The sequence below is a fragment of the Ensifer sp. PDNC004 genome, assembly GCF_016919405.1.
In the GTDB taxonomy this organism is placed as follows: domain Bacteria; phylum Pseudomonadota; class Alphaproteobacteria; order Rhizobiales; family Rhizobiaceae; genus Ensifer.
Map to the genome: position 1 here is coordinate 110,807 of NZ_CP070352.1, position 14,356 is coordinate 125,162.

The 14,356-nt window shown below is 63.9% G+C and carries 9 protein-coding genes; 5 read left to right on the forward strand and 4 right to left on the reverse strand.

Going from position 1 to position 14,356, the window contains the following annotated elements; genetic code table 11:
* From JVX98_RS00505 to JVX98_RS00520, 4 genes are all read left to right on the forward strand, one after another.
* Entirely contained in the window at positions 1 to 2,154 is a 2,154-nt protein-coding gene (locus JVX98_RS00505) for a cysteine peptidase family C39 domain-containing protein (protein ID WP_205236489.1), read from the forward strand.
* The gene (locus JVX98_RS00510; protein WP_205236490.1) at positions 2,151 to 4,388 is read left to right on the forward strand and encodes an NHLP bacteriocin export ABC transporter permease/ATPase subunit; all 2,238 of its coding nucleotides are present in this window, start codon (positions 2,151 to 2,153) and stop codon (positions 4,386 to 4,388) included. The genes JVX98_RS00505 and JVX98_RS00510 overlap by 4 nt, the downstream gene beginning before the upstream one ends.
* A gap of 266 nt (positions 4,389 to 4,654) precedes the next feature.
* Positions 4,655 to 4,798, forward strand: a complete 144-nt coding sequence (locus JVX98_RS00515) for a hypothetical protein (protein ID WP_205236491.1) — start codon at positions 4,655 to 4,657, stop codon at positions 4,796 to 4,798.
* A 95-nt stretch (positions 4,799 to 4,893) separates the two neighbouring features.
* Positions 4,894 to 5,817, forward strand: coding sequence for a GNAT family N-acetyltransferase (locus tag JVX98_RS00520; protein ID WP_205236492.1), 924 nt, complete (start codon positions 4,894 to 4,896; stop codon positions 5,815 to 5,817).
* Here the strand turns inward: JVX98_RS00520 and JVX98_RS00525 are convergent.
* Both JVX98_RS00525 and JVX98_RS00530 read right to left on the reverse strand, forming a co-directional pair.
* Complete coding sequence (locus tag JVX98_RS00525; RefSeq protein ID WP_205236493.1) at positions 5,772 to 7,469, reverse strand: ABC transporter ATP-binding protein; 1,698 nt, start codon at positions 7,467 to 7,469, stop codon at positions 5,772 to 5,774. The genes JVX98_RS00520 and JVX98_RS00525 overlap by 46 nt on opposite strands.
* Complete coding sequence (locus JVX98_RS00530) at positions 7,466 to 9,412, reverse strand: cysteine peptidase family C39 domain-containing protein (protein WP_205236494.1); 1,947 nt, start codon at positions 9,410 to 9,412, stop codon at positions 7,466 to 7,468. Before JVX98_RS00530 ends, JVX98_RS00525 begins: the two co-directional genes overlap by 4 nt.
* Before the next feature lie 168 nt (positions 9,413 to 9,580).
* Here JVX98_RS00530 and JVX98_RS00535 point away from each other — a divergent pair, with 168 nt between their 5' ends.
* Entirely contained in the window at positions 9,581 to 9,754 is a 174-nt protein-coding gene (locus JVX98_RS00535; protein ID WP_192449875.1) for a hypothetical protein, read from the forward strand.
* A 110-nt stretch (positions 9,755 to 9,864) separates the two neighbouring features.
* On the opposite strand, the gene JVX98_RS00540 is transcribed toward JVX98_RS00535, so the two are convergent.
* Positions 9,865 to 13,044: an efflux RND transporter permease subunit gene (locus JVX98_RS00540; RefSeq protein WP_205236495.1), complete on the reverse strand. Its 3,180-nt coding sequence runs from the start codon at positions 13,042 to 13,044 to the stop codon at positions 9,865 to 9,867.
* Positions 13,041 to 14,303 (reverse strand): efflux RND transporter periplasmic adaptor subunit, encoded by a 1,263-nt coding sequence (locus tag JVX98_RS00545; RefSeq protein WP_205236496.1) that lies wholly within the window; start codon positions 14,301 to 14,303, stop codon positions 13,041 to 13,043. Before JVX98_RS00545 ends, JVX98_RS00540 begins: the two co-directional genes overlap by 4 nt.
* Positions 14,304 to 14,356: the final 53 nt, after the last annotated feature.

Genomic DNA, 14,356 nt, shown 5'->3' on the forward strand with positions numbered 1-14,356 from the left:
ATGCGCCGTTTCTTGCCGGTTCTGCGGCGATCGGTTCCAATCATCCTGCAGATCGAGCATGCCGAATGCGGCGTCGCGTGCCTTGCAATGGTGCTCGCCTGGCACGGTCGCCATGTCGGCCTCGACGAGTTGCGCATACGCGCCGGCGTTTCCCGCGATGGCACCAAGGCGAGCAATCTGCTGCGCGCCGCCCGCTGGGCAGGCCTTGAGGCCCGCGGCCTTCGTCAAGAGCCCGAGGAACTGCGTAATATCGAAGGCCCCGCCATCCTCCACTGGCAGTTCAAACACTTCGTCGTTCTGGAGCGCGTTTCTGGCGGCTTTGCGACCATTGTCGATCCGGCCGACGGCCGCCGGGCGGTGTCGCTGCAGGAGCTCGCGGGAAGCTTCACCGGCGTCGTTCTGACTTTTCGAAAAGGCGAAGCGTTTCGACCGAGTGGAAAGAGACTATCTTCGCTCTCTTCGCTCCGCGAACGGTTGGCTGGCCCCGGGATGCGCTCGGCACTTTTCGCCGTCCTTGCCGCTTCGCTCATCCTCGTCGTGCCAGGCATGGTGCTGCCGGTTCTTTCGCGCAGCTTCATCGACGATATTCTCGTCGATGGGCAGAAGGATTGGCTTCTGCCGTTCTGCCTGTTGCTTTTCGGAGTCATCCTATTTCAGGCGGGGGTGACGATGTTCCAGCAACTGCTGCTGATGAAGCTGGAAACGCGGCTCGCCTTCGTACCGACGGCGCGGCAGCTCCGGCATATGCTGCGGCTGCCCGTCGCGTTTTACACGCAGCGCGATGCCGGCGAGCTCGCCAGCCGGCTCGATGCCAATGAACGGCTCGCGAACCTTCTCTCCGGCGAGCTCGCAACGCACGTCTTCAACCTCGCGAGCATCCTGACCTATGCCGCGGTGATGCTGGTGTTCGATCCCATCCTCGCGGTGCTGCTCATCGGCTTGCAGGGCCTATATCTGCTGCTGCTGCGCGAGGCCATCCACCGTCAGCAGATAAACGCCCGCCAGCAAGTCGCCGCGGCGGGCAAGCTCGTGGCCGCTACCATCGGCCCCATCCGAAGTCTCGAAACGGTGAAGGCCTCGGGTCTCGAAAACGAGGCGTTCCGGCGCTGGGCCGGCCATCAGGCACGGCTTCTCGGGTTGCGCAGCGACGAGGCCCATATCGACGTTCTCCTGGCCGCCGCCCCGGCGCTGATGCAAGCGCTGGCCGGGGCGATCGTTCTCGGAGTGGGTGGGCTGCGCGTCATGGATGGGGCAACGACGCTCGGTACGGTGATCGCCTTCCAGGCCTTGGCCATCAGTTTTTCCGCACCGATCGGCGGTCTGCTCGCCCTCACGGGCCAGATCCAGCAGGTCCAGGCCGACCTGGAGCGGGCCGACGACGTCATGCGTGCGCCCCTCCTCACGCCGCCGGCCGGCGGCGTCCTGCCGAAGGACGGTGTGCTTGAGGCAAGGGATCTCAGCTTCGGTTACAGCCCACTCGATCCGCCATTGATCGAAGGGTTTTCGCTGGTTCTCCGACCAGCGGCCAGAATCGCTATCGTCGGCGGCTCGGGCAGCGGAAAAAGCACGGTGGGTCGTCTGCTCGCCGGACTGCTTGAGCCGGGAGGCGGGTCGCTCAAGCTGGGTGGTGTTGACCTCATTGCCGTCGCCACGAACCAGCGGGCTGCGTTATGCGGCTATGTCGATCAGGACATCTTTCTGTTCGAAGGAACGGTGCACGACAATCTGACGCTCTGGGATAGGGGCGTGTCGGAAAATACGATCACGCGGGCGCTGGCCGACGCGGCTATACTTGACGATGTATTGGCCCGCGACGGGGCGCTCTTCGCGCCGATCGACGAGAACGGCGGCAACTTCAGCGGCGGGCAGCGCCAGCGCCTCGAAATCGCCCGGGCGCTTGCCGCCAACCCACAGGTCCTCATTCTCGACGAGGCGACCTCGGCGCTGGATACGGCAACCGAGAGGAAGATCGTCGAGAGCCTGCGACAAAGAGGGTGCGCCTGCCTCATCATCGCCCATCGCATTGCCACCATCCGTGATTGCGACGAGATCATCGTCATGCGGGCCGGGCGGATTGTCGAGCGCGGCAGCAACGCCGAACTGCTTGCGCTCCAAGGCGAATATTTCAGCCTCGTGCAGGAGTCTGCGCCATGACGGGACCTCTCCAGCCGATTGCGTATGACGACGAGCGCAGCAATTCGGGCCTGATGCAGGTTTTCGGCGAACCTCCCGGCAACGACGGCAGCGGCGCCCCTGGCGCGGGCACACCGCTTGTCGAAGCGATAGCCATGGCCTTGCAGGCAGCCGGGCATCCCGTGTCTGCAGAAGCGTTGTGCGATCTCAATGCGCAGGCCTCAGAGGATGACGCTCCAGCCTTGCTGACCCGCGCCGGCGTCGCCTTCCGCCCGGTGGAACTTGCGGCGGACTGGTGGCGTCATGATGGCTTGCCCATGCTGGCGGAACTGGAGGACGGTACGCCTGTGGCGTTGGTTCCGGGGGCGCAGGGCGGCTGGCGCATTGTCATGCACGGTAAATCCATACGGGCCACGGCGCGTGCCGCCGCGCAAGTACGCTCACGGGCGATCCAGATCTATCCGCTCTTGCCCCGCGCCCCGGTAACGCTTGGCGGCCTGTTGCGCTTCGGTCTTCGCGGGGCGGGCATGGACGTCGCGCGCATGGCTATCATGGCCGCTCTCGCCAGCCTCTCGGCGATCGCGTTGCCCATCGCGGCCATTCTGCTGGTGGAGCATGTGATCCCCTCCGGCGATCGGGCTGCTCTCCTGCAAATCCTTATCGGCCTCGTCGCGATCGCCTTCGGACAGACGGCATTCGATCTGGTGCGCGCCTTTGCGATGGCGCGAATAGAAACGCGCCTGGACGCGACCTTGCAGGCCGCGGTCTTCCATCGACTGCTGCGCCTTCCCGCGCACTTCTTCAAGGGATTTACGACCGGCGATCTGGCCGAACGCGTTCTCAGCCTGCAGGAGGCGCGGCAGATGGTGACGGGGAGCATGCTCTCCGGTCTCTTCGGCATACTTGGCATTCTGACCAGTGCCGCCGTCTTGTTCCTGACCGATTGGCGGCTCGCCTTGGTTGGTGTTTCGGCCGCGGCGCTGCTTGCGTTCGTTTCGGCCGTTGTCTCTTGGCGACAACTTCTCGAAGAGCGCCATCAGATTGAGGCCCGAGGGGAAGTGCAGGGCTTCGTGCTGCAGCTGCTGTTCGGCATCGTCAGGCTGCGCGGGGCCAATGCCGAGGAGCGTGCGCTGACGCGCTGGGGCTCAAAGAGCGCCCGGCAGCGCCAGGCTTTCATGCAAGCGAGGCTTTACCGCGCGTGGCAGAGCGTGCTGCAGGTTTCGATGCCCTGGCTCTGCCTGTTGTTGATCTACGCATCGGTGGGGTGGCTGGGTAATCTCGATGAAACGCAGCCGCTCCATGCGCTCGCAGCTCCGACCGACGGTGACAACAGCGGAACCTTGAGCATTGCCGTCTTCGCAGCTTTTGCGACGGCGTTCGGCCAGTTGACGGCTGCCTTGCGAGCGTCGATCGGGGCCGTCTCAGGGCTGGTGGCGGTTGTCCCGCTCGTGCAGCGCACCCGCCCGGTGCTGGATGCTCAACCCGAGCAGGAAACGCTCCGTAACGCTCCGCTTCATCCGGACCTCCAGGGAAATGTCGTCTTCCGCAATGTTCACTTCCGCTACTTCGCGGACGGTCCGCCAGTCCTGGAGGACGTCAGCTTCGAGGTCGCCGCCGGGGAATTCGTCGCGATCGTTGGACCATCCGGCAGCGGCAAGTCTACACTGCTGCGACTGATGCTCGGGTTCGAAACGCTGGAAAGCGGTGAAATTCTCTTCGACGGCATACCAGTGGACGCGTTGGAGCCCAGCTTCATCCGCCGCCACATGGGTGTGGTGCTCCAGAACAGCATGCTTTTTGCAGGTTCGATCTACGACAATATCGCCGGCGCTTCGGGCTGCGGACCGGAGGCGGTTCTCGAAGCCTCGATTCTTGCCGGCCTGGAACAAGACATCGCGACCATGCCGATGGGGCTGCACACCATCCTGGCAGATGGTGGCAACACCCTCTCGGGCGGACAGCGCCAGCGCATTCTGGTGGCCCGCGCGCTCATCGGTCGGCCCAAAATTCTCCTGCTCGACGAGGCGACCAGCGCGCTCGACAACCGCACCCAGGCAGCGGTGTCGGAGAGGCTGGCCGAGCTGAACACAACACGGATCGTCATTGCCCATCGTCTGTCGACGATCCGCAAGGCCGATCGCATCATCGTGCTCGATGGGGGCAGGGTCGTTCAGGTGGGTCCCTTCGACGCGCTAGCACGCGCTGGCGGCTGCTTTGCAAGACTTGCAGCCGTGGACATGCTGGGCGGCCGGTGAAAGTCCAAATCTGGGAGTTTCACCGAAAATTCTTGAAACGGGGCCGGGAGGATTTTACCTCATCTGCCTAGAGGAAAAGCAGAATTTGCAGGGTCTGAACCCGTTTGACGGCGATCACCGGCGAGAATGAATCTCGCGTGATCGGCGGAGGGAAAACTGTGCGCTTTTTCTCCGGCCTTTGCGCCTCACGACAACCCGCCGTTCGACCCTTGCGGCGATCGGCATGCAACCAACCGCCCTGCAGGACAGGGCTGAAAGGAAAACAAATGAGCGACAACAAGAAGGACCAAGCGGTCAAGACAACTGTCAACGACGAGCTGCCCGATGCTGCACTCGACATGGTTTCGGGGGGCTATCCGGTACGTACGAGCCTGAAGCCGTCGGGCAAGGGTTCGGTCTTCGGCCGCTGATCGACCGCCCGGCCTTTCCTTAAGGCCGCAGGGCGAATCGGCCGGTATCCGCAACGGAAATGCGGATACCGGTTTTGAGAGAGATGGTAACTGCAATGTTTGCCGCGAGGAACCGGTCGTTCACGATCGAAAGACGAGACACGATCGCAGGTCGCGAGGCCGAGCGGATGACCTTTCCCGCCTATCGGCGGCTGCTATCCGGCGCACCGGGCCACGACATCTTCGTCGCGACGCAAGGGGCCGAGCTATGTGGGTTGGCACTTTGGCGCCAGAGTGAGGACGGCGGCCAACGGCTTCTGTCGCTCTTCACGGCGCATGATTGGCGCGGAGAGGGCGTGGCACGCAGCCTGCTCGCCCATGCGCAGGAAACCTACCGGCTTGCCGGGATTGGAGGACTGACGGCCTTCTGGTCCGATACGCTGCCTGGCGCCGAGCCATTCTCGCGGCTCATCCAATCGCTTGGCTGGAGCGCGCCGGCGCTCGATTGTGTCCGCGTTTCAGCCAATGCCGCGCAGACGAAAGTCTGGTCCGATAGCCGCCGAATGGAGCGCATGACCACCCGCCCGGGTATGGTATTCCGCGCGTTCGACGCCGTCGGCGCCGCCGAGCGGGCGCAGATCCAAAGTGGCCTTCAAGCTGAAGGCGTCCCCGTTCAATGGCGCCCTTTCGAACCCTATGATGATATCAACCAGCAGCTGTCGCTGCTGATGTACCGCAATGCCAACCTTGACGGCTGGATCGTGGTGCAGGACAGCGGTCCCAGCGAAGTTTGGTTGTGCAGCCTTTACAACAGAGGACTTTCAACCAGCGCCGGTGCTTTGATGCCGCTGCTCGTGGAAGTCTGTGCCAGGCACCACGCCACCTTCGGACCGACCGGGCGGTGGCGCTACAATACCGGGCCAGAGCATCCGGGGATGGCCGCATTCCTTTCGCGCTATGCCAGCGAATTTGCTGATTTCTACGATCGGCACCTTTACTCCACCTTTGCCTCGAACGGCGGGCGCAGCGCTACGATCTGATCGGCCAGCGCCAAAATGTCCTGCCTGTGCGAGGCGATGACGACGGCGATGGCGGTAGTGCGGGCGTTGGCAAGGATTTGGGCGGCGTGCTCGCGGTCGAGGCTGGAGAGCGTTTCATCCAGGAACAGGATTTTTGGCTGGGCGGCGAAGCATCGGGCGATGGCGATCCGTGCGCCAAATGCGCGTGGCACAGCGCCTTCAATCATCAATGTCATGTAACCCATCGGCAGCGTCATGATCTCGTCGTGCACGCAGGCAGCTCGCGCGGCCGCCTCGATCGTCTCAGGCGATACGTCGGCAAGTCCTGCGCCGATGACGGCGGAGATCGTCCCCGGCTCATCGCCCTCGTCCTGCATCACGCAGGCAACGGACATTCGCCATGCCTGCAGGCGATCGTGGTCGAGAGCCTCGCCATTCACCAGCAACTGACCCGCTTGAGGCGTTTCAAGCCCCATCAGCAGATGCATGAGGCTGGATTTGCCGATGCCGGACGGACCCGCCAATGCCAGAACCTTGCCCGGAGCCAAGGTAAACGACACCGGATGAAACAGAGCCGCACCCGTTCCGTGGGCGTGGCTGATTGCTGACGCCTCCAAGCGGATGAATGGCAGGGGCTCGCCGTCGCTTGCGCCGCTTTCCGGGCGGAAAACCGTGGCCCTTGTCATTCTCAGGCGAACTGCGGCACGCCCGAAGGATATCGTGGCCGTGCTGAGCGCTAGCGCGAAAAGGGCGGTAACGGAGGCAGTACCCGCCGGCGCCAGAGTGTAGCCCGCAAGCGGCGGCAGCGTCAGGCCGGCAAGATCGATGCTGCGTGCCGTGTCGTCGAACCGCGATTGGCGATTCAAGCGCCGTATCTGATCAGAAACGAAGTTCCGTCCGATCTGCAGGCGGCTCTCCAACGCGCCGTATCCGATGGCCCATGGCATGTATTTGAGCTGACCGGCCCGTCGCGACGCCGCCTCAGATCGCTCCCGCAAGCGTCCGGCCTGCGCCGCTCCCAGCCCCTCGCAGATCGAGGCAGCGATGGCGAGCGCCATTGCAATGCCCAAAGTTACGGCAGCGCCGGGCAACCCCATCGTCAGGAAGAGAGCAAGCAGGGCAGCAAATACCACGGGGACGCGGGCGGCGATCTCCATGCGCGCCGCGAAACAGATCAACGCGCCATGATTGCGACGGCCCTCCCGCCGGTCTGAATGGGCGCGCCGCTTACCGGAAGAGGTGAGCAGCCTGTCCCAGGAGCGATGGCGGATGGCCATGCGCGCGTCCCGCAGTCCCCGCAATGCCGCGATCTGGCCGGCATGGGCCAGGAGCAGAAGTCCGACGGCAAGGAGCACGGCAGCGATCGGACCGGCCCGTTTCGCGGTATCCGCCGTCTGCCAGACCCACAGCGCACAGCCGGGTGCAAGCCAGCCCGCATGCATGAACGCGACTGATGCCGGCGGGCGAAGCCGGGGAGCTTGCCCCTTCTCAGCGAAGGCATAGAGCGCCCGGTCATCGCGCGTTGTCCCCGCCAATTGGCGATAGGCAGTTGTGCCCGGTCGAACGATGCGCTCATCCTCGACCGTCTCCCCGCTCAAAACCGGGCCGATATCCTCGCCGCGCCAATGATTCGCCATCGGACGGATGCGCCTTCGCCAATAGCGCCCGCTCATGATGGGACCATCTCGGAGCCTAGAACTAGACGATGAATGGTGAGGCCTGCCGGCAGGGGACGCAGCGACGAGACGAGCAGTGTCAGTCCAGACCGACGCAGGCGCATAAGGATGCGCTCGGCTAGTTCTGGCTCAATGGAATCCAGCAGGCCGTCGACGACGAGAAGCGCCGGGCGGGCAAGCAGGGCGCGGGCGAGGCGCAGCCGCGCCCTCTGGCCGCCGCTCAGTTGCGGCGCGCCGGCCGAGAGATAGAGATCAAGCCCGCCGCGCGGCGAAAGCGTTGCGGTCAATTCCACGAGGTCGAGCACGCGGTCCTTGTCTGCGTCGCTACCGGCCGAAAGGAAGCCCCGTACACTGCCGCGCGGCATCGGCTCTTCGCCGTCGAGAAGGATGACGCCGGGGCGTGGGCCCGAGCATCGTTCACCGAACAAAAGGACCTCGCCCTCGGATGGTGCAAACAGTCCGGTACTCAGACGACAGAACACACTATGACCGCTGCCTGATGGCCCCTCAACGGCGAGCATGTCGCCGGCGGGTACTTGCAAATTGACGGGTCCGAATACGGTCTCTGCCCGTTGAAAAGGTGCCCAGGAGACGTTGAGATACTCCAGGGCGATGGATTGTTCTGGACCGTGAACGGACGATGGTGCAACCGAGGTCGCAGGTGGCCGTGGGACAGCGGGTTCAGGCGGAGGTACGTCCGCGAGGCGGGCATGGGCGGCTTCTGTTGTATGCCCGCTCGCCAGGCTTTCAATGAGACGGATACTCAGGAAGGCTGCGATAAGCCCGCACCAAAACAGGGCGATGAGCCCTTCGCCGTTGCCGTAGGTGACGGGAACGAGGCTGGCCACGACGCCTGCGAAGAAAAGGACAGTACGGCGCTGGCTCTCTTCGACCGCCATGACGAGCCGCTTGTCGCCTGCCGCTGCCAACCCGGACAGGCGGATGAACATCGTTTGCGGGCCGGTCCCAAGGCGCCAGCGCGCACGGGGCTCGAACAGCATCGCCGGCAGCGGTCCGGGCTCGGCTTCCAGGTCGCTTCTTGCGCCTGGCGATCTTTCACGCAGGGTGGATGCGTTGACGAACAGCAGCACGGTGGTGAACAAGACGACGCTTTGGGCAAGGCCGGCCAGACCGGCGACGAACGGCGGCAGAAGCATGTTCGCGACCAGGGCCGGCAGAAAAATTGCGCTGCGCTGCGGACGTGGATCGGCGATCGTAGCGATTGCCGAAAGCATCGCATCTAGCCTGTAGCGCCCCGAAAGAAGCATGTCCGCGGCCGGCCAGCGCCGCACCTGCTGCTCCAACCTAACGGCCTGCGCCTCTGCCCGGCTTCGCGCGGCAAGGCGCGTTCGGCGCATCGCAAGGGCGTCGCCCGCAAGCAGAAGCAGGATCGCGAGGAGCGCGAGACCGACCTCGGCGGCGGCGAGAAAATGGGGGGTGGCGACGACACCAGCGGCAATCAGTATCGCGGGAAGACTGCAAGCCGCACGAAGGGTCTCCTTCGACGGCCACGCCGAGCGTCTTGCGCCGGAAGCCGGTTCTGCTGGCGCAAGCGTGAGAACGATGCCCGTGAACTGGCGCGAAAACTCGCGCATCTCGACATGAACGATGCCTTCCGCCGGATCGTTGAGCCGCACTCCGGTCTGAGAGACCGCTTCGAGCACGGCAAAATGGAGGAAACGCAGGTGCACAAGGACCGGAAGCGATAGCGAAGAGAGACCGTCTAGATCGACCCGGCGCGCGATCGCGCAAAAACCCTCTTCCCGCGCCGTTTCGCGCAGTTGTCGCAGCGTCGAACCGGCCAGTGGCGAGGAGATGCGCCGTCGAAGCGTATCGAGCGGGATATCCCGGCCGTGATGCGCCATGAGTGTCGCAAGGGCAACCACGCCGCATTCGGCCGCCATGCCCTGCAAATGCAGCGGAGTGGCAATGCGTCTCATCCGGAGCATCCTGATGTGGCGCCCGCACGGCCTTTGAAGATACCGCCAGATTTGGTTGAAACCCATGCTTGACTCTTTTTGCCGGCGGGCGCATCGGCGAATTGCAATCCCTCGGTGTGGATAGACACAGCAACGTGGGCGCGATCAACTCATTTAAGGTCCAATTTTGTGGGCAATGACGCACATAACTCTGGCGCTGCGGAACTCTACCGTAAGGAAGCGCTGGATCGCCTGGCAGAAGGCGAGCCGTTGGACGAGACCGTTGCCGTGCGCGGCAGCATTTGGGCGCCGCTTGGTGTCGGCCTGACCTTCATTTTCGCGAGCCTCATGCTCTGGATGTGAGATGCCGACCCGCGAGCTCAAAAGTCGTATGAGGTCAGGCGATGGGTGAGGTGGCGATCGCAGGCGGCCCATTGGCCATGGGGCCCGACCGGCATGCGATCGCCGTTTTTTCAGGCGTGCTGGTCGCGCGATACTGCCTCGCTGCCTTGGCGATTTTCGCGTCGGATCGCCAGTTTCCGCACCAGGACGTAGAACACCGGTGTCAGCACAAGGCCGAACACAGTGACGCCAAGCATGCCCGCGAAGACGGCAATCCCCATGACGTGACGCATCTCGGCGCCGGCGCCCGTCGCAATCACCAACGGAACGACGCCGGCGATAAAGGCGAGTGACGTCATCAGGATTGGTCTCAGCCGAAGACGGGCTGCCTCGAGTACGGCCGACAGGGGATCGGCGCCTTCATCCTCCTTCGCTCGCGCGAACTCGACGATCAGGATCGCATTCTTGGCCGCGAGCCCCACGAGAACGACGAAGCCGATCTGCGTGAAGATGTTGTTGTCGCCGCCGGTAAGCCAGACGCCTGCGATCGCGGAAAGCAGCGCCAACGGCGCGATCAGCAAAACGGCGAAGGGCAACGACCAGCTGTTGTACTGGGCGGCGAGAATGAGAAACGCCAGCAGGACCGACAGGGGGAAGATATACATCGCCGTGTTTCCGGCCTGCTTCTCCTGATAGGCGAGCTCCGTCCATTCGAAGGTCATGCCGGGTGGCAGCGTCTCCGCGGCGATCCGTTCTATGGCTGCTGTCGCCTGTCCGAAGGAATAACCGGGCGCCGGTCCGCCGCTGATATCGGCCGACGGGAAGCTGTTGTAATGCATGACGCGATCCGGCCCCGAACTGTGCTTGACCGTCAGCAGCGCGGACAGCGGGATCATTGCACCCGCCGCGTTGCGCACCTTCAACCGGCCAATATCTTCCGGCTGCATTCGGAATGGCGCGTCCGCCTGAACCACCACGCGATAGGTCCGGCCGAAACGGTTGAAATCGTTGGCGTAGAGCGAACCGAGATTGACCTGCAGCGTTTCGAAGATGGTGTTGAGCGGCACCCCTTGAGACTTGGCTTTCACCCGATCGATGTCCACCTGCACCTGTGGCGCATTCACCTGAAAGCTTGCGAGCATGCCGGCAAGCTCCGGTGTCTGCATCGCCTTGCCCACGATCGCGCCCTGTGCTTCGGCAAGCGCCTCGAAACCGAGCCCGGCCCGATCCTCGACCTGGATCTTGAAGCCACCGGTCGTGCCGAGGCCCGGAACGGGGGGCGGTGGGAAGATGCCGGCGAAGCCGTCCGGTATCTGGCTGAACTTGCCCATCAGGCGTCCTGCGATCGCGAATGCGGACAGGGAGGGATCCTTGCGTTCGTCGAACGGCGTCAGCATCGTGAAGATGACGGCGGCATTGGGAATGTTGACCATGCCGTTGACCGAAAGCCCCGGGAAGGCGACGACGCTTTCCACGCCTGGTTCGGTGAGCGCGATCTCCGACATTTTCTTGACGACCGCCTCGGTCCGGTCGAGCGAAGCGCCTGTCGGCAATTGGGCGATGCCGACGAGGTAGTATTTGTCCTGCGCCGGCACAAAACCGACCGGCACGGTCTGGAAGCCCAGCCATGTCACGGCGACCAGGCCGGCGTAGACGAGTAGGACGAGCGCGCTGAGCCTGACGGCACGGCGGACGGACCAGACATAGGCATCCGAAGCGCGTTCGAAGAACCGGTTGAAAAGCCGGAAGAACCAGCCGAACAGGCCGTCGATCACCCGGGTCAAGAGATCGCGCTTCACCTCGCCGTGGTGTGGCTTCAGAAGTACGCCCGCCAGTGCCGGGGAAAGCGTGAGGGAATTGACAGCAGACAGGATCGTCGAGATGGCGATCGTGAGCGCGAACTGGCGATAGAACTCGCCTTGCAGGCCGGACAGGAAGGCGGACGGAATGAACACGGCCGAGAGCACGGAGGTGATGGCTATGATCGGTCCGGTCACCTCGTCCATCGCCTTGCGCGCCGCTTCCTTCGGCGTTTCGCCAAGCGCGATGTGACGCTCAACATTTTCGACGACGACGATGGCGTCATCGACCACGATCCCGATCGACAGCACCAGGCCGAAGAGCGAGAGCGTGTTGAGCGAAAAGCCGAACATGTACATCAGCGCAAAGGTGCCGACCAACGATATCGGCACGGCAACCAGCGGGATGATCGACGCTCGCCAGGTCTGCAGAAAGAGCACGACCACGATGACGACCAGAACGATCGCTTCGAGCAGGGTCATCACCACGGCCTCCAGCGAGGCCTTCACGAAGACGGTGGGGTCGTAGGCGATGCGATACTCGATGCCCTCCGGAAAGCCTTTCTGCAGGTCTTCCATGGTGGCGCGAATGGCGCTTGCCACGTCGAGTGCGTTGGCGCCGGGGCTCTGGATGATCTGCAGCGCCAGCGCCGGCTCGCCGTCAAGAAGACTGCGCAGCGCGTAGGAGTCCGCGCCCAGTTCGATACGGGCAATGTCGCGCAGCCGTGTGACCTGGCCATCGGCGCCGGTCTTGACGACGATCGCGCCGAACTGCTCCTCGTTGGATAGCCTGCCGAGCGCGTTGATCGTGACCTGCAGCGCTGCCGACGCATCCGGTTGCTGGCCGACGGAGCCGGCGGCCACCTGGGCGTTCTGTTCCTGGATTGCCGCGACCACATCGGAGGCGGTCAATCCGCGCGCTGCGACCTTGGCCGGGTCGAGCCAGACCCGCATGGAGTATTCGCCGGCGCCCCAGACAAGCACATCCCCCACACCGGACAGGCGCGCGAGCTGGTCGCGAACCTGCAGCGTGGCAAAGTTCGACAGATAGAGCGGATCGTAGCGGTCGTCGGGGGAGACGAGATGCACGACCATCAGGATGTCCGGCGAGGTCTTCTGCGTCACGACGCCGATGCGCTGAACTTCCTGTGGCAGGCGCGGAAGCGCGCGGGAGACGCGGTTTTGAACCTGAATCTGCGCCATATCGGGGTCGGTGCCCTGCTGAAAGGTCACCGTCAGCGTCATGCGTCCGTCGGTTGCAGCCTGCGAGCTCATGTAGAGCATATTCTCGACGCCGTTGATCACCTGCTCCAGCGGAGCGGCAACCGTTTCGGCGATCACTTCGGGGCTCGCGCCCGGATAGCTTGCGGTGACCTGCACGGTCGGCGGCGTCACCTGGGGATATTCGCTGAGCGGCAGCTTCAGGAGGGTCAGGCCACCAACGATCAGCATCAACACCGAAAGAACGACCGCGAAGATGGGGCGGTCGACGAAAAAGCGTGGAATGTTCATCGACGCGCCTCCTGCGATGCGGCCGCTGCCACATCACCTTCGGCCGCCTCGGCCGACACCATCGATACCGCCTGCGGGTCCACCTCCATACCGGGTCGCACGAGGCCCTTGAGAATGATCTTTTCACCCGGCTTGAGACCGCTTGAGACCACACGCAAGCCGTCGATCATCGGCCCCAGCTCGATCGGCCGGTATTCAGCCTTGTTCTCAGGCCCAAGGGCCAGCACGTAGCGGCGCCCCTGATCGGTACCGATCGCCTGATCGTCGATCAGAACGGTGCGGGCGGGCTCGGCTGTCACCAGGTTCACCCGTGCAAAAAGGCCGGGCGCGAGCAGTCCGTCCGGGTTCGCGACGATCGCGCGGGCCCGGATCGTGCCGGTGCTGCGTTCGACCTGGTTGCTGATGAAATCGAGAACGCCGGCATGGGGGAAACCGGTATCCGTCATGACGCCAATCCCGACGGGCAGCGTCTCGGTGGCGCCTTCTCCCTTGTCAGGCCGCGCTCGCCCGACAAAATCGAGAAACGTCGCCTCGTCTATGTCGAAGTAGACATAAAGCGGGTCCATCGAAACGATGGTGGTCAGGAGCGTGGCGGCGCCGGCATTGCCCCCTGAAACCAGGTTGCCTTCGGTCACTCGCACGCGATCGACCCGCCCACCGATCGGAGCCACGACGCGGGTGAAGGAGAGATCGAGCTCTGCCGCAGCCACTGCCGCCTTGGCAATTTCGACCTCGGCCTGCCGTTGGCGCTGGACGGCTTCGGCATCGTCATAGGTCTTGCGCGACACGGTTCCGTTCGGAACCAGGGTTTTGGCGCGCTGGAACGCGATGTCGGCGTGATCGAGCAGGACGATCGCCTGTTTCAACCGCGCCGTGGCGGCGTCCAGGGCGACCTGGAACGGTCGCGGATCTATCTGAAACAGGATCTGTCCTGCTTTCACGAGCGCGCCTTCGGGAACACTGACGCTGTCGACGGCGCCGCCGACGCGCGGACGCAGTTCAACGGATTTTGCCGCCTCGAAATGGCCCGTGAATTCCACCGCCGGCGCGACCTCGCGCGTGACGACCTCGGCGACCGGAACCTTGGGCATGGGCGCACCCGTGGTACCGGTCGCCGCGACTGCCTCGGACGCACTGGTCGAGGAGGCAAGCGCAAGAAGGCGTTTGGCGAAGGTTCCCGCTCCATCGTTGTTGACAAGGGCAAGCCCCCCAACGGCTGCGATACCGGCTAGAAACAGGGCGGCGGCCTTTTTACGCATTCTCGTTCACCTTCATTTGTTCACGCGCCCGGCCGGAGTGGCCACGGCAACGA

Excerpts from the sequence above, each read along its gene's own strand:
- JVX98_RS00545 (WP_205236496.1), bottom strand. The coding sequence starts at position 14,303 with ATGCGTAAAAAGGCCGCCGCCCTGTTTCTAGCCGGTATCGCAGCCGTT.
- JVX98_RS00505 (WP_205236489.1), top strand. The coding sequence starts at position 1 with ATGCGCCGTTTCTTGCCGGTTCTGCGGCGATCGGTTCCAATCATCCTG.
- JVX98_RS00525 (WP_205236493.1), bottom strand. The coding sequence starts at position 7,469 with ATGAGCGGGCGCTATTGGCGAAGGCGCATCCGTCCGATGGCGAATCAT.
- JVX98_RS00515 (WP_205236491.1), top strand. The coding sequence starts at position 4,655 with ATGAGCGACAACAAGAAGGACCAAGCGGTCAAGACAACTGTCAACGAC.
- JVX98_RS00520 (WP_205236492.1), top strand. The coding sequence starts at position 4,894 with ATGTTTGCCGCGAGGAACCGGTCGTTCACGATCGAAAGACGAGACACG.
- JVX98_RS00510 (WP_205236490.1), top strand. The coding sequence starts at position 2,151 with ATGACGGGACCTCTCCAGCCGATTGCGTATGACGACGAGCGCAGCAAT.
- JVX98_RS00530 (WP_205236494.1), bottom strand. The coding sequence starts at position 9,412 with ATGAGACGCATTGCCACTCCGCTGCATTTGCAGGGCATGGCGGCCGAA.
- JVX98_RS00540 (WP_205236495.1), bottom strand. The coding sequence starts at position 13,044 with ATGAACATTCCACGCTTTTTCGTCGACCGCCCCATCTTCGCGGTCGTT.